The following is an 18,261-nucleotide window of genomic DNA, read 5'->3' on the forward strand; positions in this document are numbered from 1 at the left end:
CTTTTGTTCAAACGTCCGGCCAACAAAAAAATCTTAACAAATACAAGTTTCCTGTTGGGCAATCGTCAGTCGGGCCTAAATTATTCAAAATTAATTCATTGTGCGGCGCACAATGAGATCAAAAGTTAAGCATTTTTGATTAAACAGTCAATGATTGTCTGGTTTTTCACAGATGTTTCATGAAAGCGTCAACAAAGAAAACCAATGCAAGAAAAGGTAAAATCAGAAATGCGTATAGGGAAGGAGGGGTTAATGAGAGGCTGAGATACAAAAATCTCTGCCCTTTTTTGTCAATTTACAAACAATCCAGTCGGGTTTCAGGGCATTACTGAACCAAGGTTCAGCCCAACCATGATCAATACAAGCTCTTATAAGGCGGACATCATAATGTTGGCCGTGTTCATCAAAAAGGGGTAGTTTTCCACCCGCTTGACCAAGGCCGCGTTTAAGCCATTTAAGTTGTTTGGAATTTGGTTTTTTGGATTGCTTTCTCTTCTCGGCCATAATCGCAATTCTAACACAAGATGGATAGAATTGCGATTATGGCCCTACCAACGGAGATTAAGCACCAAGTGAAACGGAGGTATTACCCTTGGGTTGCAAAAGCCGTTTAACGATTTCTCTGTACTCGACGTCCCAAACCAGACGATCAATATCAATATCGTCATTCTTGTCGGCATGTGATGACATTGAAATCTTGGCCCGCATATCTGTGCGATATATTCTATTAAAGTTTCCCATGACTTTAATATAAGGAAAAAAACAAAGCCGTGGTGGGGCAAAAAAGTGGTAAGAATGTGAACAGAATGGATGATGAAACGTCAACATGGTGAGGTACGTCCTTTTTATTGTTTAAAAACAATATCTTACCATGGTTAATTAACGTTAATATCTAGATCACATTAAGCTCTTTAACAGGCGTTTTATTGATAATTCTTTCCATGCCAAAGATGGACAGATCCAGAGTTCTGTATTTTCCATAGACAATCAGTTCTGACAAAGCACGTCCGACAGCCGGGGCCTGTTGCAGGCCATGCCCGCTAAAGCCATTGGCAAAGTATAAATTGCCAACATCCGGATGTGTTCCAAGGATAACGTTTTGATCCAACAGGTTGTATGCATAGTGTCCGGCCCATGCATTGACCTGTTTGATAGATTCAAAGGCCGTCACCCGATTGGCAAGAGTGGGCCAGATGTGTTCATCAAAAAGGTTGTAATCCACATCATAGTCAAAACACTCGGGGTCATAGCCATCTAACGGCGAAGTGCCACAGATAAAGTGCTCGCCCTCTGGCCTGAAATAAACCCCGTTGGTATCAACCACAAGCGGACTGTTGGGTATCTCTTCGCGACAGTTAAAGACAAAGACACATCGTTTGCGGCTTTCAATGGGAATATCAATACCAGCCATACCAGCAATACGTGACGCCATGGGACCCGCAGCATTTATAAAGTGTTCGCCGGAAATTTTTTCGCCGGTAATACTCTCAGGACCTTTCAATTCAGCCGCGACAATCCTGCCGCTGGATTTTTCAAACCCAGTGATTTCGCCGTCTTTATATATAACACCAAGTTCCTTGTTCTTTGCCCTGAACAACTGTAGCAAGCTATAGGCATCAAACCAGCCTTCACCGGAAAGTCCCAAAGACCCCAGAGCAATATCGTCACAGTTCATCCAGGGGAAACGTTTCTTTAAAAGGGCAGGGGTCAAAAGCGATATATCTGCCCCAAGTTCCTTTTGTATCCAGTTATTGTTTTGAAGTGTTTCCCGCCCCTTATCACTGGCAAGAAGTAAATATCCCTTTTCCTGCAAGCCAATATCCAGATCGAGTGCAGACTGTTTTTCATCGTCTAAAGACAAATGCTCAGAAAGGTTACGGAGGAACTCAATACCAAAGAGAGATATATTGATATTCTCTGGTGTTGAAAATTGCTGTCTAATTGACGCAGCGGACAAGGTTGTTGATGATCCTTGATAGCTGTTGTCCTTTTCTATGACGGTAATTTTCCCATTAAATGTCGTATCACTTGCCAGGAAGAAGGCTGCGGCACTTCCGATAATGCCTCCACCGACAATAACGACATCTGATGTCTTGGTCATACATACTCCATATTTAATATTATATACGAAGCAGCATCTTTACGCGCGGATCTGATACAGACAATAGATTTGTTTCTTCCTCGAAAATTTATATGTGGATAAAAAGTTGAAATTAATGGGGTATTATATTACCGCATTTTTAACGCATTGTTTTTATTGATAAAATAAAATCGATGTGTAATATTTTTGTTTGACAGCTGTTATTCACTGTATTAGAACCCACCAACGCAAGAGCACTAACGTGTGTCTTGCCCCTTATTACAACAGTATGCAATGGCTCTGTTAAATGAAAACTTATTCTGCTAAACCCGCAGATATCGAGAAAAAGTGGTTCGTGATCGATGCTGAAGGCATTGTTCTCGGTCGCTTGGCTGTCGAAGTCGCAAATATCCTGCGCGGTAAAAACAAAGTAACATTCACACCACACATGGATTGTGGTGATAATGTTATCATCATCAATGCCGAGAAAGTCGCCCTTACAGGTAACAAATTGGCTGACAAAAAGTACTACTGGCATACTGGCCACCCTGGCGGTATCAAAGAACGTACAGCTGGTCAGATTCTGGATGGTCGCTTCCCTGAGCGCGTTGTTCAAAAAGCTATCGAACGTATGGTTCCAAAAGGTCCTCTCGGTCGTCAGCAAATGCGCAACCTTCGTGTTGTTGTTGGTCCTGACCACAATCATGAAGCTCAGCAGCCAGAAGTTCTGGATTTTGCTTCTAAAAACACCAAGAACAAGAGGAGCCAGTAACAATGGCTGAAGAAACCCTCAACTCTTTGAGTGATCTTGGCGGTGCAGCACCTGCAGTCGAAGATACAACCGCAGTTGTTGCCGAGCCAAAACTGGACGCACAAGGTCGTGCTTATGCTACTGGTAAGCGTAAAGACGCCATTGCTCGCGTATGGATCAAGCCAGGTACTGGTAAAATCATCGTAAACGATCGCGAACAGGAAGTTTACTTCGCACGTCCAGTTCTACGTATGATGATCGCACAGCCTTTCGAGACTGTTGAGCGCACTGGTCAGTTCGACGTCGTTTGCACAGTTAAAGGCGGTGGTCTTTCTGGTCAAGCTGGTGCTGTTCGTCACGGTATCTCAAAAGCTCTTACTTACTTCGAGCCAGGCCTTCGTCCTGCGCTTAAAGCACGCGGCTTCCTTACACGTGATGCCCGTGTTGTTGAACGTAAGAAATACGGTAAGGCAAAAGCCCGTCGTAGCTTCCAGTTCTCCAAGCGTTAAGCTTCGAAGAACAGAAGTTCAGAAATTCGAAAAGGGCTGCCATTTTGGCGGCCCTTTTTGTGTATCTTGTGTTCCGCCCTGAAATAGCTCACGATATTTAAACTCACATAAACGCTGATACAAATTTTACTAAAATACAGGGATTCCATGATCGCACGTCAATTAGAACGAATTATAGAAAACCAGATATCAAAGTTTAGTATATCAAATCAACCACAAGGCCATATAGCTCAACGTTTTGAAAGCCTTAGATCCTTTGGACTATTACCTAGTGGTAAAATACGAAACTCACAACACTTAACTTTGGAACAAATTGTATCCGGTGTACTATCTATTATCTCTTCTAGGGCCGATTTCGCAGGACATACTTCACTAATTATAAAATCCCTCAAGCCTGTAGGAGGAGATAAAGTTTCCTTCATGGGTACAAAGAGTTTATGCAAGGCTTTAGAGACCTTACTGAATATCAATGAAAATGCTCTTAATAGCCTTATAAAAGTAACAATTTCTGACAGTGAAATTTATACTAATAGCTATTGCCGGGCTGCTATCCATTATAAGGTAAATGATAAAGTAAAGATAACTTATTATGTTGACAAAAATGCCTCATCGCTTTTTCAAAAAGATGCCGAAATAAATTATAATCCCACCCAAATTACATCTTCAGTAATCAACGATATCGTTTTTTATCCTTCATTTTTTCAAGCAATAAACAAGAACTTAAAACTTGAAGCCGCTAGATCTCCAGTTCAATACCCAGAAGAACCAGACACATCAGAAGAAATAGAGACCGAAGCAAGAGACAAATATTTAGGTATTACGGGAAATTCTAATTTTATAAACATGGGCGTAGACTGCCAAGTAACATGGCCTAAGCATGAGACAGTTGTTACATTCGATAATTGCCAAATAGTGCTTATGCCAAAATCCAAAGAACATACAACATCTATTCATATCGACTTGCACAAAAACCAAGTTAATCAAACAGAAGCAAGAAATATAATAAATCAATTTTTAAGTATGTTAACTTGGTGTGATGATCAGCATGCAGTTCTAGAGGAAGGTTTTTCTGGAAGTTCAAGGCCAATACCGATCAGAAAGAGAGATTTAGCCTTTGCAACTGCATATAATTGGATTTTTTCGAAGAAAAAATTAGACAACCCAGAAGTAAAAAAGGCAATTGCTATATATCGAGAAGGTCGAAATGCAGAACAAAATTTTCTAATTAGCTTCGCAGTACTTTCTTATTATAAAATAGTAGAAATACATCATAAAAAAGAAGAGTTAAAATGGTTTCGTGAAAACTATCCGATTATAAAAGAAAAATTAGATAAACAAGTACTGGAAAGATTAGAGAGAGATTGCGGAGATGAAAAAATTGAAAAGTATCTTTCCGTGTTATGTCGGCATGCTGTAGCTCATGCAGGAAATCCTCGCAATATCAACCCAGATGACCAACATCAAATATTTCGTCTTCATACTGCAGCACAAGTTTTGAGAATGCTTGCACGCCATATAATCAGAACTGAAATGAACTTATCAGATCAATATTTTGACTGAAATAACATACTATAAAAACATCATCTTAAAATACCCCTCAACAAAATCCTTAAAAATGGCTTCTTTGGGCTTGATGTCCGACTTCTCGTTTCAGCATCATATAGATGCCGAGGTTTCTGAGCTTAAAGCCGTCGGGAACTTTAACGAGGTTTGCCGCCTTCAGGTCATCTTCGATCAGGAGTTTTTGCATCAGGCCAAAGGCTGTTCCAACTTTGATGGAGTAGTAGTAGGCGATGGCATTATCGATGGGGGGGATAACGATCCAGATGTTTTTTGTTCACCGTACACCGAAAGCATAGTGCGTAAATCAGAGAAGTTGAGATACGAAGGGATAATTAGTTATGCCGCAAAGGATCTAAAGGTGAAGTCGATATTGTCTTCAAAAAAAATCGAACTCTCTGTCGAATAACCCCAAGGCGATATTCCTTTATCGCCTTGGGGAGTTACATCTAAAACACGAGCAAATAGAGAGCCACCGCGGCCAAACCTGTTCCCATAAAGATGTTGAACAGGCGCAAGTGCTTTTCTGTTTGAACCAGAATTTTGGCTTGTTTTCCAACCACAGCCCAAGCACCAACACCGATAAAGCAGATTACAAAGTAGAGGGAACAAAAAAGCACAAGACTTGAGACATCGCCCTTTGCGGTAAAGGCGGTCACACCAGAGATAGAAGCAATCCAGGCTTTTGGGTTTAAAATATTGAGCAGCATCCCTTGATAAAATCCGGGCTCCGACCTTTCTTCAAGTGAGATTGTCCCTTTAGAAAAAGCTATCTTATATGCCATATAGAGCATAAATGCCGCACCGACATAACCGATCACCTTCATGGTTTGCGGGTACATCGTTATAAGCTCTGCCGCGCCCAACCCAATCGCAAAGAGCAAGAGGGTAAAGCCAATTGTGGCCCCGGCGACAAAGGGAATGGTTCGATAAACCCCATGGTTCAATCCCGAAGTCATGGTAATAACATTCACGGGCCCCGGTGAAATCGACATGGTCAGGGCATAGGTACACATCGCGATAATAATAGACATAAGCTTATAATACTCCTTAGTTCAGAGACTATACCCCGGTCACTTACAGCGCACTATGTACCGCAATTTGATTTAACTGTTCGATATTCTTATGCAATGAGAAATTAAAAGCTCTTTGCTCAATCAGAGCGTTTTCAGAACAATATCCCGCTACTGACAGGCAATCGGCTTTGATAGGTCAAAGTATAATCGCTGTTAATGGTGCACGCTATTTAATCCACAATATAGGTCTGACCTGTCTGTATACCTTCCACAGATTTGCTATAGGCGAGGGCGGCTTTATTCGCATCAACAGGGACGTAACCTCTGAAATAAGGGCCATAGCTTTCCATTGCCTCTGTGATGACCGTTGGGCTGACAGAGTTAATGCGAACTCTGTTTGGCATTTCCATCGCGGCGGCCTTAACAAAGCTGTCGATTGCGCCATTGACCATTGCGGCTGAACTGCCCAGACGAATGGGGTCGCGGTTCAGTATGCCCGTACTCAAGGTAAAAGAACCTTCCGGGGTAATATAATCACGTCCGATCAGGACAAGATTTACCTGACCCATTAATTTGTTTTTGATCCCGACCATATAGTCTTCGTCGTTCATTTCCATAAATTCACCAAAATGAACTGAGCCGGTCGTGGAAACCAAGGCATCAAAGGTTCCAACAGATGCCAGTGCCTTTTTGATCGTTTCTTTATCCGTAATATCAATCTTAAGGTCGCCTGTTGAACGCCCTGCCGTTATAACTTCGTGACGCACGGAAAGTTCTTTGTGGACAGCTTTACCAATTGTACCGCTTGCGCCGACTAAAATTATTTTCATAATCGTATCCTTATTTAACAAGTCATTGCTGGACATTATTCATTCACTGTTGGCAAATATATTGTTTTTATTTATGTTGATAAGATGAAATTTTATGAACATATTGTTTTCAAATGAATGCCAATTATCATCATTTAGAAGCTATGGCGGTTTTTGCTGTTGTTGTGGAAGAGGGCAGCTTTACCCGTGCAGCAACGCGCCTTGGCCATTCAAAAGCCCATGTGAGCCAACTTGTTTCCCGGCTGGAAAAACACTTTAACACTCAGCTCCTTTTCAGAACGACCCGCAAGCTGGATCTTACCGAAGCCGGAAGTATCTTTTACGGTCACTGCAAAGAAATCGCAGGAAGTGTGGAAAAGGCCCAAAAGGAACTTGAGGCCATAAAGGGAACGGTTTCAGGCTCTCTACGCCTGTCCGCACCCATTTCGTTCGGGGAAGCTTTTTTGAGTGATATTACACTCGGGTTCAACGATCTTTATCCCGATGTAAAATTTGAACTGGAACTTGATAATAAAATCAAGGATCTGCAATCGGAAAACATTGATCTGGCGTTTCGTGCCACGACACAAATGGATGATAATCTTGTGCCAATTAAGGTGGGGGATTGGACAGAATATATCTGTGCATCGCCTGAATATCTTGAAAACAAAAGTCCGATTATACGTCCGCAAGATTTGCTGGATCATCGGTGTTTGTTAAACGCGCCCAAACAAGTGCCAACACTATGGCATTTTCAAAATGAAACAGAATCTCATCGAGTTTCCATAGAGGCCAAACTCTGCGTCCATCACTTTCCCATGCTTAAAAAAGCTATTTTATCGGGCGGCGGGGTTGGCAAGCTGCCATCCTATTTGGCAGAAACAGAAATTGCCGAGGGAAAACTGGTTCGTCTTTTGCCATCATACCGCACCAAAATTCACCCCATTTTTCTTGTCTATCCCTATCAAACACATCTGCCAATCAAGGTCAGGAAGTTTATAGATTTTGTGAAAAACTGGTTTTCTGAACGGGATCATTTTTTGAAATAGCAAGAGAAGGGTATGACCACATCTCTTGCTATTTTAAGTTCGAGGATCAGCTTTCTTTCGTTCTCACCCGTGATGGAAAGACTTTCCAGCCCAGATTCACCGCGGCAGCACTGAGCAAGATAAACACAATACCAATGAACTGAAGAGCACTCAGTTTTTGATCATAAAAGATATAATCAACAACCAAAGCAACTACCGGATAGATAAAGGATAAAACAGCAATAACCGGTGTCTGTAGTTTCTGAAACGCAGAATAGAGAATGATGTACATGAAACAGGTATTGATCAATCCAAGCGCAAGCAGATACCCCCAAACCTTGGTATCGGAAAGCGTTGGAGCCGTTGAGAAATCAACCAAGGGACTCAACATGACAATCCCCAGAGTTACCTGAATAAAAGCAATCAGATGGGGGCGCATACCGGTTAATCGCTTGGTGATGATTGTTGTTATCGTATAGAGAATAGCTGCACCCAAGGCAAAACCTGCCCCTTCAATCATAGAAGTATCGCCTTGAAAACTATTGGCGTCCAGCTCAATGACAAAGATCAGGCCCAGGAAAGCCAGAATAAGCCATGCAAACTTGTGAAGATTAAACGCTTCACCCAGAAACAACGCCCCAAAAAGAACAAGAAAGAAAGGCTGCGTGTGATAAATGGCTGTATTGATTGAAATAGGTGACAGCTTGAAAGATGTAAAAAGCAGGATCCAGTTACAAACCAGGGCAAAACCGCTCAACAGAGCAAGGGTTATATTCTTTTTGTTCAACACATCTGCGGTAAAATAGCCCTTCCACCAGCAAAACAAGCCCAGCCCGATTGCCCCGAAGACACATCTGAAGAAGACAATATTAAATGGCGTCTGTCCGGATTCAAAAACGAACAAGCCGATAAAGCCGGAAAGGAACATCGCCAGAGACATCTGGGCGACACCAATATTCAAACGAAAAGCCGGGGCCATTTTCTTAAACTTTCATAGACGATAAATTAGAAGTTTTCCCGCTTTATCCCGCTATATGATAACAGAACAATTTACGGCGTTGTCTTCAATATGGGTTGATATATAATTTCTGTAAAACAAGAAGATATTAGGCTGAATAAGATAATCTAATGCTAAAAAAGCGAAAACTGCCGCCACTAAACTCCTTAAAAGCTTTTGAAGCTGCAGCGCGTACCCGTAGCGTTAAACTCGCTTCAGAAGAGTTAAGCGTATCGGCATCAGCTGTTAGTCAGCAAATCAAAACTCTGGAACAGTGGATGGGGTTTAGATTGTTAAAACGTGGCCCCAATAGCTTTACCCTCACAGACAAGGGGGAAAGGTATTTGACACAGCTCACTGTTTTATTTGATAAGCTTGATATTGAAACAGCCAAAGTCATTCATAACTTTAAAAAAACAAAATTGCGGATATCGACCCTCCAGTCCTTTGCCGCGGAATGGCTTTCGCCTCGGATTAAAAGTTTTCGTGAAACCTACCCGGAAATACAGTTGGAGTTATTGACATCAGATTATCTCACTGATCTTGCAAGCGAGGAGATTGATCTTGCTATTCGCTATGGACCGGGGGGATATAAGGGTGTGAATGAAGAAAAACTTATGGATGAAATGATTGGTCCTGCTTGTCATCCTGACCTTTGGGAAACAGATAAAATTCTTTCTGATTACACTTTGCTCAGAGATTCCGGGGGGCCTGAGGGGATAAAATTATCCCTGGAGAGATGGTTAAACAACACATCTAATGGACCGGGTAATCATGATGACAGTATAGCCTTTAGCGATACACATCTGTTGATTAGTGCTGCAAGACAAGGGCAGGGAGTCATGTTGGGGCGTTCTGTTCTGATAGCAGATGATATACGAAAAGGAGATCTTGTTCCTGTGATGTCCGACTGGCAACAATCTCCTTTTAGCTATTATCTGGTCCATTCAGATATTCGCGGGCTTTCAGCAACCGCAAGACATTTCCGGCGATGGTTGCTCGAGGAAGTCGAGAAATTTGAGAAACAGCTACCTGATTCTCTGAGAGTACCCGGTTAAGTTAACTGGCTTGATTAATGCATAGTTTTTTTTGCTTGTTCGCTTAACAAAGGAAACATGAAAATGTACGCGAAAATCATTCTGTTGCTGCTTTCTTTTTCTTTAGCAAGTTGCGTCACAACACCAGTTGTCGATGACACAAAAATCTACTTCAGCGATCAAGAGCTTATCGCCGCAGGGGCAACGCAGTTAATGGGCTCTGATATTGTCGGAGCACTTGCTGGAAACACCCTGTACGGCAGATATGTTGATCATACAAAATCAGAACAGAACCCCAATGAAAATCATTGGGTAGAGTTTGTTTCAGGCGATGGCCGTGTTGCCTATTACGATTTCACTCAACTTGTTCAGGGCACATGGCAAATACGAACAAACCTGATCTGCTTTAACTACCAGTTTGAAATTCCCCAACCAGAGAACTGTTTTGTTGTCTATGGTCTGGGCGATCGGCACTTCTTTATTTCAACCCGACAACAGACAACGGGTGATGTTGTAACAACCGTTCTGGGTCGCAAAAATGGTAATGTGGAAGGGCTGGAACTAAAATAACAGTAGATCTGTTTGATGAGAGAAGCGTTAACTGGCTTTATGAAAAGTTATAGAAGCCAATTTTGACGACAGTTTATTTAACGACGGTAAAGTTTTGACATTCATCGTGGCAATGCTAACCAAAACCTGTTGTGCCCAGTTACTTGCTTCATATGCATACGGATATCCAAGTTTCTGTATTGAAATACAAAAAATAATGTGTAGTTTTAGGGCACGTATTATTACTTTTTGAGGTTAATCCAATGTCGACAGGCAAAAGAATATTTATTGATGGCGAAGCTGGCACTACTGGCCTGCAGGTCCGTCAACGCCTGGAAAATCGGCAAGACCTTGAAATAATGTCCATCGCACATGAATTACGGAAAGATCAAGCTGCAAGAAAAGAGCTGTTAAACTCTGCAGATCTTGTCATCTTGTGCCTGCCGGACGCCGCAGCAATTGAGGCCGTGTCTCTGATTGAAAATCCGGATGTGCGCGTTATCGATGCCTCGACAGCTTACCGTGTTGATCCGGACTGGATTTATGGCTTCCCGGAAATGACAGAAGGTCATCGGGAAAAAATTGCAAACTCCAAACGGGTCAGTAATCCCGGCTGTTATCCGACCGGTGCCATTGCGTTATTGCGGCCTTTGATTGAAAGAACCCTTCTATCCAAGGATGCCTTGATCAACGTACAGGGGGTTTCCGGCTATAGTGGTGGTGGCAAAGCCCTCATCGAAATTCACGAAAGTGGTGAGGTTGAACCCTTTGGCACCTATGGACTTTCATTACAGCACAAACATGTGCCTGAAATGACCCTGCACAACGGTTTGACACATAAACCATTGTTTGTGCCATCAGTCGGTCACTATGCCCAGGGAATGCTGGTATCAATACCGCTACACTATGCGCAGATGAAAAGTGGCGTGAATGGCACCCTGATTCAAGAAGGCCTTGCCGAACACTATCGGGGAAGTCGATTTGTAAAGGTCAAAGCCCTTAACAATACAGACGATCTTGAACGCGCTGCATTCTTAAGACCAGATGCCTTGAATGGCAGTAACGAACTAGAGCTATTCGTTTTTGCGAATGATACCGCAGAGCAAGCGCTTCTGATCGCGCGTCTTGATAATTTGGGTAAAGGCGCATCAGGGGCCGCGGTACAAAACCTTAACTTGATGCTTGGTCTGGCAGAAGATGCCGGTCTATAGAGATTAAGAGCCTTTAGAGTTTTGACAAATTGAAGACAATAAAAAAGGACGGGAAACCGTCCTTTTATTTATCCGATTGATAATCGTTCTTCGCTCTTACCCGACAGGGTACCATTGTTGGCAAAGACGAGGGCCACGGGCTTCTTTATTACCATTGATACCAAACTGCAGCATCTTCAATGTTCTGTTTGCCAGTTCACGAATATGAGATTCCGGAACACCTGCACGACTTAATTTAGAGCGGGATTTTTTTGCCCTTTCTTTATGAGCCGCAGATTTTTGAAGTTGATTCACCTTGGTATAAGCTTTGGCAAGACATACTTGCTGTTGATACCAACGTGGCTCGTTAAACTGTGCATGACTTGGTGTAGAAACAAAAAGCGTACTAATGCCAATAGCGGCAACAAGTGCAAAAGTAACAATACATCTGGTGCCTTTAGGCATATTTTCTGCTCTCCAGCAAAGGTAAAAACTTGATCACGAGATCTTATATATGGTTTCCAGGTGATTTAAAAATGGTAAAGATGAGACAAAGAAATTTTTTTATATCGCACTTTTTTGTTTTTGTTAACTAAATATTTTGCGCAAACATCTCTATAGAAAGCGAAAATAACGTGTCTGGCCTTATAAAATCCTATCGCGGCATATCACCCAGAATATCCAAAGATGCATTCATAGCAGAGAACGCAGTTATTATTGGCGATGTTGAAATCGGGGCAGGGACGTCAATTTGGTACAACTGTGTTCTGCGCGGTGACGTCAATTCTATTACCATCGGTGAAAACACCAATATACAGGATGGCACAATCATACACGTCAATCACGACCGGACTGGCGGTGATTACCGGGAAACAGGTGGCGGCATTTCAACACGCATTGGAAGCGGCGTTACCGTTGGTCATATGGCGTTACTACATGCCTGTGAAATTGAAGATGATGCCTTTATCGGTATGCGGTCCGTCGTCATGGACAAGGCTATTGTCGAAACAAACGCCATGGTCGCTGCGGGGGCGTTGGTTACCCCGGGTAAAGTTGTGCCAACAGGAGAGCTCTGGTCCGGTTCACCCGCAAAAAAATTCCGCGTTTTAAAACCAGCCGAACTCGAAGAAATAAAATACTCCGCAGCAAACTATAAAAAATTGAGTGAAAGCTACTCATGATAATTAAATAGAGTAGCTTTCGCTAGGTGTTACCTAAAACAACGGTTACAAACATTTGTAACCGTTGATGAGTAACAAAGGCTATTGAATGATCAAGTTATCATTATCAAGCAATGAGTTAACCAGTTCTTGGCTATCTGAAAAACCATTTAGCAGATCAATTCCTTCCAGTGCGATAGAAGTTGTTGTTTCCATACCTTCACCAAACTGGTCAGGATCGATTTTAATCAAAGTATCATTGCCATCATAACTGATATCCAGATAGTCATTCAAAAGCGCGGCCAGATCGTCATTCTCCAATCCATTACCCAAAGGGGCATTTTCAAATAAATCTGTCAGATCAATTCTGTCACCTTCATTTGGATTAAAGTCTGTTATAGTATTATCAAAGCCAAGATCTTCTGTCGTGAAAATGAAAACATCACTACCTCCGCCACCGATGAAAATATCATCCCCGGCATTACCGATAAGGGTATCATCTCCATCACCGGCAATAAGGATATCGTTTTGATTTGATCCTGTCAGATCAGAACCTTCCTGGATCGTGATCTCAACGGACGCATTTTCTGTCTGTTCTCCATTTGTCACTTCATATTCGAAAGAAGGCAGATTGCCGGAATCGTCCATGGAAAACAAAATGCTTTCGGTTTGTTCATCATGATTAACATCACCACCCTGTGCATTATCAGCACTGGTAATTTCATGACCAGATTTCAGTCCATCATTATGTAACAGGACACTATCGGGAATAACAATCTCGTCAGTGATATTGGTAATGACTTTGTCATCAGAAGCAATCCAGGTTTTACCATCAATGTTCAAGACTGCTTGTGATGTATCACCATCAAAATCCTGAACCGTATAAACAAAACTTTCAGTAAATGCCTCTGTAAACTCTTCAACATTATAGAAGTATTCACCGGTCAGTGTATTGACCTCCAGCTTTGCATCTTTATCGGTCAGAATTGTTATGATGTTATCATCTTCCTGCCCATCATCATTCTCATCTGTGTAAGCCTGACCATTATAAACAACTTCGGTAATGATCAGAGGTTCATCCGCACTGATAAAATCATTGGCAAAAAGGTTACCATTTGCATTCCCTCCATCTTGCTGATTATTAATCAGTGCTGCATTGAGGTCATCGTAACTGTTAATTATGATAGGGGCCTCTTCGTCTTCTCCTGTATCAACCTTTTTGATGTGGTCAAGATCATCGCCGATACCGACACCAACAATATCAATGTTGTTGGTGCTGAGATAATCATTCCAGTCATCATATTGTTGGTCTGATGGTGTATTGTTTTCTCCCCAAGGTTCACCATCACTTAGGAAATAGATACGATTGACTGCGTTGGGATCAACGTTAAAATCATTCTGAATAACGTTCAAAGCATCAACATAATCTGTTGATCCTGCTTCATAAGCAAGCGCATTGATGAAGGTTTCAAAATCAGAATAATTATCAAAAATCCCGTCAAATTCTGCATCAGAAGAGAAGGTGAAAATTGATATCTTGGTAATGCCATTATCGTAATACTGCTTTGCAGCATTCTTAACGGCATCTTTTTGTAGATCCCATTGTTCCTGACCGACGCTCCCGCTTTCATCCAGTGCAAATGCAATGTTATAACGGGCTTGTCCATCGTCAATCAAAACAAGATCTGCATCGTCAACTGCCGCAGGAACGTCATCAACAATCTTAAGATCAATATAGCCTTCGACAGGGTCATCATCACCATCCGTTGCTGTGAAAGGTATGGTAAGGGACAAGATGTTCTCACCAGCAATATCGGCGTGATCCAAAGCTTTGATCAAGGTAAATTCAAAGGTACCTTCTTCTGCATTAAATTCTACGGTAAAGACAGCTTCCCCATTTGCGCTGGCGGTTAAAACCCCCGTGTTGGCATTAAAACTGTAATCATCCAGATCAACACCACCGGATTTCAATCCAAGTTGAAGTAAATCGGCAAGCTGTTCATCCGAAACATAAACCGAACCAGCCTCATCAGTACCAAAATTCACGTTCAGATCGCCAGAAGCAACCAAACTTTCTTTTTCAGGGTCACTACCATTTGGCAAATCATCCTCATCCACCACATGTGCTGCCATCAGGCTTACACCATCAATGTAGGCACCGAGCGTATTTTCCTGCCCTGTGCCGAGGAATGTCAGGTTCGTAGGTTCACCTGTACCAGACACGACAACGGTGACCTTTTGCCAACCCTCATTGGCATTGGTAGAATTCTTGACAATAACCTCTTGATCACCCCAAAGAACCTTGAAGCTACTGCTATCAGATTGCCCATCATTAGGGCGCGGAGCATACCAGAAGGTTAATACATAATTTTCACCAACATTTGTCCCTTCGACTGTTTGCTCCAGAGTTGCGTTACTCTCGGGTCCATTATGGCCGTCCAGTTCAATTTTACTGTTACCCTCTTTGGGGGCAATACCCCCAATATTACCTTTTTGAACTTCAAACTGATTGCCAGATCCGCTGCCCCATCCCTCAATAACATCAAAAGTATCCCAGCCATTTCCATTTAGCGGGTTGGTTTCAAAGCTGCCATTAATAATGAGTTCTTCATTCTGAACAGGTGTAAAACGTGGTGCATCGTCCTCAATTGTAAAGACACTGGTTTTGTCATCAAATAATAAAATTGATGCACTGCTTTCTGCTGTATCGTCATCGCCGTCAGTCACTTTTACAGTGAGCTTCAAACCGACTTCAACATCGTCCTCTGTCAGAAGAGAAAGTGCTTCGTCAGTATCTGTCTTATCCGGATGATCCAGTGCCATGTACTGCTCAAATACCAAGTCAGTATTATCAGGATCATTCACATCATCAACAAAGATGCGGAATGCGATGCCTTCAAGGATATCGTCCTGATCTGCAAATTGATCGAACCGTCCAACAATCTGTCCATCCTCCAGAAAGAGGAATATTGTCGTATCCTCATAATCTGCACCACTGGTGCCCTGGGTGACAGAAAGCATGGTTTCGATACCCTTTGCCAAGGTAGGTTCACCAACCAGGTCTTCTGTCAGGCCGTCTAGCGTCAACTCAAAAATATGTTCAACAGTTGCACCGTCTTCATCCGCGCCAACATTGATGTCAATATTGAACAGGTCCCCTAACGCCCCTGTATCTTCCAGGGTTGAAATACGTCCAATAGGATGAACACCTGTAGGATCTGAAAGAATATTGGGAACGACATTATCGTCTGTCGCGTTTAAATCACCGGGTACGTCGTATAAAGTTTCGTCCATATTCGGGAAAGAAACACCGAGAATATTCCCATCGGCATCGACAACATTCTCAACTTCGACAAAGGGGCCATCGTCAGCAAAATATAGATTAAGTGTACCTGGATCACTGATATCACCTTCGTCATCAACAACGACGAATTCGAGGTCTAGACGAATGTGTTCAAAATCAATCCACGGATTAGGATGGTCCAGTGAAACAAACTGTTCCAGATAAACTTCGACAGCGTTCAGGCCATTATTCAGATCACTTGTTATGTAAGCAATGAATGCGACCGTTGTCCCATCAAGGTTATTGGCGGCATCATCTCCGAAAACACCGTAAACCACACTGGGATTTTCACTCGAAGAATAAAGATAAATTGGCTCACCGCCCGTTGTATGCATGTGGTTTGCAGGACCATTACTCACCGCCGGATCGCCATTATAGGAAACAAACTCTATACCTTCCTGATCATCGGTATTATTTTGCGGCCCACTCAGATCATCATTGTTAACCGGATTTACATCCGATAGGTCCAGTTCATCATCTTTCCCGTCACTATACAGATCTACAGATGCATTCCTTTTAACAAATCCCTGTGTAAGTGCATTGTCACGATCAACGGTCAATCCATCTGTATTGAGAGCAGCATCCACAGCATCAATAGCATCTGCAACACCTGCCACATTGTTTGTGACATGAATTTCTGCGCCGCCTTGATCTCCCTCAGTTTCATCAACCCATATTTTGACTGTTTTTTCCACTGTCGGAACATCTTCATGGATATGAACGACAACGGTCTCACTGGCAATCGCAACATTGTTTTCCAGTGTTAATTCATCTGTTCCAAGATCGGTTTCAAGTTCTGTAGCAACAGCACTCACTGTAATATGTAGTGGACCATCACTATTGGCGGTACCGTCAGCATCACGGCCAGCTCCAGAACTCGCGTTGTGAGTTGTATAATCATTAAATTTTATTTCAGCAGTACCAAAAATAGATGTTGGTGCTGGGCCGTTACCTGTATAAATAACGCTATATGTAATAAAACCATCGACAGGATCTCCGGGTACGAGGTCCCAGACATTTGGCTGTACAAGGAGATTAACTGTTGCTTCTTCCGGGACACCGGATATTTCAAGAGAAAGCGCTTCTGATCCATCCGTATCTCTTAATGAAGCTTGTATACGAAGTGATAATGAATCCTCCTCATCCTTAATAATAAAGTCTTCCTCCGGCAGGTTTTTGATTATAAGCTCAGGAACATCAGCTACTGCATCAATGATCGCTTCTTCAGCAAATGGAATAACAGAAGCTTGATTGGTATCGGGATCAACAATCGTTGCGGAACCAGCTACGATAAAATCCTGGTCGCTGTCAGCCGGGGGTAAAAGGAAGACCTTGTCAAAGTTTTCCGGTGCAATAACAACCGGGAATGGCCCAGGCACTTCATTAACCGGAGAAAAACCACCAACAAAAAGCTTTACAGCAATTGGAAAGGGATCAATCGAAACCGATTGAAGCACTTCGTTATCTTGTGGCACGAAATTAAATAGTAGCTGTAGAGGAGCAGCTTCTGTTTCTCCTGGCGTAAATGGGCTATCATCATATCCTACGTCGCCACCAACAAGGTGTTGATTTGGAAGAGTATCTTCAAATCCGCCAACCAGTTCGAACCCAGGTGTGTTAAAGCTTAATGAGAAAGAACCTCGGGCGGGATCTGTATTCTCGTCAATTGAACTGAACAGTCCAAAAGCCAACTCAGTGGGATCAATCACTCCCTGTGCAATCAACAGGTCAATAATATTTCCGAGATTATCACTATAAAGACTATTTCCTCCGCCAGAGATATCGCTATCAGTACCTGCAGCCGTCTCAAGTGTTGCTTCATCTTGAGATAGAGCAACAATTCTGGATAAAAGCTGATCAGCTGATACCTCGATACCGCCAATAATTAACGTCGGGCTATTATCTGTATTTGCCTGTATAACAAGATTTCTGAAAATCAATTGTGCATCGGACGTTCCATCATCGTTTGTATCAAATTCAAGAATAAAATCGTTTTCCTGAATAATTGAACTTGCGAGGCCAGGGTCGAACTGAAGGTCAAAAACATCACCTTGATTGGTTGTAATTAATCTGACTTCACCTCTTGTGGGTTCCAGAACATTAATCGTTCTTTGAGAAGCCTGTCCCACAAGAATGTTTTGTGCTGATTCATCTCGCAGAACGTCTGATTGTTTAGTAATCAGAATGTCGTTAGCATTTGTTCTATCAATATAATTTTCAGTCATCTTAAAC

At 42.4% G+C, this 18,261-nt stretch carries 17 protein-coding genes; 9 read left to right on the forward strand and 8 right to left on the reverse strand.

Annotation, left to right across the window (positions count from 1 at the left end; all coding sequences use genetic code 11):
* Positions 1-249: 249 nt before the first annotated feature.
* The 3 genes from D9A03_RS07845 to D9A03_RS07850 all read right to left on the reverse strand — a co-directional run bounded on the left by D9A03_RS07845 (position 250) and on the right by D9A03_RS07850 (position 2,101).
* Positions 250-504, reverse strand: a complete 255-nt coding sequence (locus tag D9A03_RS07845; protein WP_120496644.1) for a hypothetical protein — start codon at positions 502-504, stop codon at positions 250-252.
* 57 nt (positions 505-561) lie between these two features.
* A complete protein-coding gene (locus D9A03_RS20195) occupies positions 562-690 on the reverse strand; it encodes a hypothetical protein (protein WP_256386291.1) in 129 nt (42 codons plus the stop codon).
* 202 nt (positions 691-892) lie between these two features.
* On the reverse strand, positions 893-2,101 hold the full coding sequence (locus D9A03_RS07850; protein ID WP_120496645.1) for an FAD-binding oxidoreductase: 1,209 nt from the start codon (positions 2,099-2,101) through the stop codon (positions 893-895).
* Positions 2,102-2,387: 286 nt separating this feature from the next.
* On the opposite strand from D9A03_RS07850, the gene rplM reads away from it, so the two are divergent.
* From rplM to D9A03_RS07870, 4 genes are all read left to right on the forward strand, one after another.
* Positions 2,388-2,852 carry a 50S ribosomal protein L13 gene (gene rplM / locus D9A03_RS07855; protein WP_047765626.1) on the forward strand — a complete coding sequence of 155 codons (465 nt, stop codon included), beginning with the start codon at positions 2,388-2,390 and terminating at the stop codon, positions 2,850-2,852.
* A 2-nt stretch (positions 2,853-2,854) separates the two neighbouring features.
* Positions 2,855-3,340, forward strand: a complete 486-nt coding sequence (gene rpsI, locus D9A03_RS07860; protein ID WP_120496646.1) for a 30S ribosomal protein S9 — start codon at positions 2,855-2,857, stop codon at positions 3,338-3,340.
* A 147-nt stretch (positions 3,341-3,487) separates the two neighbouring features.
* Positions 3,488-4,900, forward strand: a complete 1,413-nt coding sequence (gene mauJ, locus D9A03_RS07865; RefSeq protein WP_120496647.1) for a methylamine utilization protein MauJ — start codon at positions 3,488-3,490, stop codon at positions 4,898-4,900.
* Positions 4,901-4,973: 73 nt separating this feature from the next.
* On the forward strand, positions 4,974-5,309 hold the full coding sequence (locus tag D9A03_RS07870; RefSeq protein ID WP_162938029.1) for a hypothetical protein: 336 nt from the start codon (positions 4,974-4,976) through the stop codon (positions 5,307-5,309).
* 40 nt (positions 5,310-5,349) lie between these two features.
* Here the strand turns inward: D9A03_RS07870 and D9A03_RS07875 are convergent, their stop codons facing one another.
* Together D9A03_RS07875 and D9A03_RS07880 are read right to left on the reverse strand one after the other, a co-directional pair.
* Entirely contained in the window at positions 5,350-5,934 is a 585-nt protein-coding gene (locus tag D9A03_RS07875; RefSeq protein WP_120496649.1) for a LysE family translocator, read from the reverse strand.
* Positions 5,935-6,146: 212 nt separating this feature from the next.
* Positions 6,147-6,746: a short chain dehydrogenase gene (locus tag D9A03_RS07880; protein WP_120496650.1), complete on the reverse strand. Its 600-nt coding sequence runs from the start codon at positions 6,744-6,746 to the stop codon at positions 6,147-6,149.
* Positions 6,747-6,859: 113 nt separating this feature from the next.
* Between D9A03_RS07880 and D9A03_RS07885 the strand changes: the two genes are divergently transcribed.
* Positions 6,860-7,774: a LysR family transcriptional regulator gene (locus D9A03_RS07885; RefSeq protein ID WP_120496651.1), complete on the forward strand. Its 915-nt coding sequence runs from the start codon at positions 6,860-6,862 to the stop codon at positions 7,772-7,774.
* 46 nt (positions 7,775-7,820) lie between these two features.
* On the opposite strand, the gene D9A03_RS07890 is transcribed toward D9A03_RS07885, so the two are convergent.
* The gene (locus D9A03_RS07890) at positions 7,821-8,732 is read right to left on the reverse strand and encodes a DMT family transporter (RefSeq protein ID WP_120496652.1); all 912 of its coding nucleotides are present in this window, start codon (positions 8,730-8,732) and stop codon (positions 7,821-7,823) included.
* Between the two features lie 149 nt (positions 8,733-8,881).
* Here D9A03_RS07890 and D9A03_RS07895 point away from each other — a divergent pair, with 149 nt between their 5' ends.
* The 3 genes from D9A03_RS07895 to argC all read left to right on the forward strand — a co-directional run bounded on the left by D9A03_RS07895 (position 8,882) and on the right by argC (position 11,547).
* A complete protein-coding gene (locus D9A03_RS07895) occupies positions 8,882-9,808 on the forward strand; it encodes a LysR substrate-binding domain-containing protein (protein WP_120496653.1) in 927 nt (308 codons plus the stop codon).
* Between the two features lie 63 nt (positions 9,809-9,871).
* A complete protein-coding gene (locus tag D9A03_RS07900; protein WP_120496654.1) occupies positions 9,872-10,357 on the forward strand; it encodes a hypothetical protein in 486 nt (161 codons plus the stop codon).
* 242 nt (positions 10,358-10,599) lie between these two features.
* Entirely contained in the window at positions 10,600-11,547 is a 948-nt protein-coding gene (gene argC, locus D9A03_RS07905) for an N-acetyl-gamma-glutamyl-phosphate reductase (protein ID WP_120496655.1), read from the forward strand.
* Between the two features lie 96 nt (positions 11,548-11,643).
* On the opposite strand, the gene D9A03_RS07910 is transcribed toward argC, so the two are convergent.
* Entirely contained in the window at positions 11,644-11,991 is a 348-nt protein-coding gene (locus D9A03_RS07910; RefSeq protein WP_120496656.1) for a hypothetical protein, read from the reverse strand.
* Positions 11,992-12,161: 170 nt separating this feature from the next.
* Here D9A03_RS07910 and D9A03_RS07915 point away from each other — a divergent pair, with 170 nt between their 5' ends.
* Positions 12,162-12,707 carry a gamma carbonic anhydrase family protein gene (locus D9A03_RS07915; RefSeq protein WP_120496657.1) on the forward strand — a complete coding sequence of 182 codons (546 nt, stop codon included), beginning with the start codon at positions 12,162-12,164 and terminating at the stop codon, positions 12,705-12,707.
* An 81-nt stretch (positions 12,708-12,788) separates the two neighbouring features.
* Here the strand turns inward: D9A03_RS07915 and D9A03_RS07920 are convergent, their stop codons facing one another.
* The gene (locus D9A03_RS07920) at positions 12,789-18,254 is read right to left on the reverse strand and encodes a DUF5801 repeats-in-toxin domain-containing protein (RefSeq protein WP_120496658.1); all 5,466 of its coding nucleotides are present in this window, start codon (positions 18,252-18,254) and stop codon (positions 12,789-12,791) included.
* Between the last annotated feature and the right edge of the window lie 7 nt (positions 18,255-18,261).

Origin of the sequence: Kiloniella sp. EL199 (assembly GCF_900313065.1) — a bacterium.
In the GTDB taxonomy this organism is placed as follows: Bacteria; Pseudomonadota; Alphaproteobacteria; order Kiloniellales; family Kiloniellaceae; genus Kiloniella.

What these genes read in the sequence shown, in the direction of transcription:
- D9A03_RS07845 (WP_120496644.1), bottom strand. Translation starts at nt 504, where the DNA reads ATGGCCGAGAAGAGAAAGCAATCCAAAAAACCAAATTCCAAACAACTT.
- D9A03_RS20195 (WP_256386291.1), bottom strand. Translation starts at nt 690, where the DNA reads ATGTCATCACATGCCGACAAGAATGACGATATTGATATTGATCGTCTG.
- D9A03_RS07850 (WP_120496645.1), bottom strand. Translation starts at nt 2,101, where the DNA reads ATGACCAAGACATCAGATGTCGTTATTGTCGGTGGAGGCATTATCGGA.
- rplM (WP_047765626.1), top strand. Translation starts at nt 2,388, where the DNA reads ATGAAAACTTATTCTGCTAAACCCGCAGATATCGAGAAAAAGTGGTTC.
- rpsI (WP_120496646.1), top strand. Translation starts at nt 2,855, where the DNA reads ATGGCTGAAGAAACCCTCAACTCTTTGAGTGATCTTGGCGGTGCAGCA.
- mauJ (WP_120496647.1), top strand. Translation starts at nt 3,488, where the DNA reads ATGATCGCACGTCAATTAGAACGAATTATAGAAAACCAGATATCAAAG.
- D9A03_RS07870 (WP_162938029.1), top strand. Translation starts at nt 4,974, where the DNA reads ATGTCCGACTTCTCGTTTCAGCATCATATAGATGCCGAGGTTTCTGAG.
- D9A03_RS07875 (WP_120496649.1), bottom strand. Translation starts at nt 5,934, where the DNA reads ATGTCTATTATTATCGCGATGTGTACCTATGCCCTGACCATGTCGATT.
- D9A03_RS07880 (WP_120496650.1), bottom strand. Translation starts at nt 6,746, where the DNA reads ATGAAAATAATTTTAGTCGGCGCAAGCGGTACAATTGGTAAAGCTGTC.
- D9A03_RS07885 (WP_120496651.1), top strand. Translation starts at nt 6,860, where the DNA reads ATGAATGCCAATTATCATCATTTAGAAGCTATGGCGGTTTTTGCTGTT.
- D9A03_RS07890 (WP_120496652.1), bottom strand. Translation starts at nt 8,732, where the DNA reads ATGGCCCCGGCTTTTCGTTTGAATATTGGTGTCGCCCAGATGTCTCTG.
- D9A03_RS07895 (WP_120496653.1), top strand. Translation starts at nt 8,882, where the DNA reads ATGCTAAAAAAGCGAAAACTGCCGCCACTAAACTCCTTAAAAGCTTTT.
- D9A03_RS07900 (WP_120496654.1), top strand. Translation starts at nt 9,872, where the DNA reads ATGTACGCGAAAATCATTCTGTTGCTGCTTTCTTTTTCTTTAGCAAGT.
- argC (WP_120496655.1), top strand. Translation starts at nt 10,600, where the DNA reads ATGTCGACAGGCAAAAGAATATTTATTGATGGCGAAGCTGGCACTACT.
- D9A03_RS07910 (WP_120496656.1), bottom strand. Translation starts at nt 11,991, where the DNA reads ATGCCTAAAGGCACCAGATGTATTGTTACTTTTGCACTTGTTGCCGCT.
- D9A03_RS07920 (WP_120496658.1), bottom strand. Translation starts at nt 18,254, where the DNA reads ATGACTGAAAATTATATTGATAGAACAAATGCTAACGACATTCTGATT.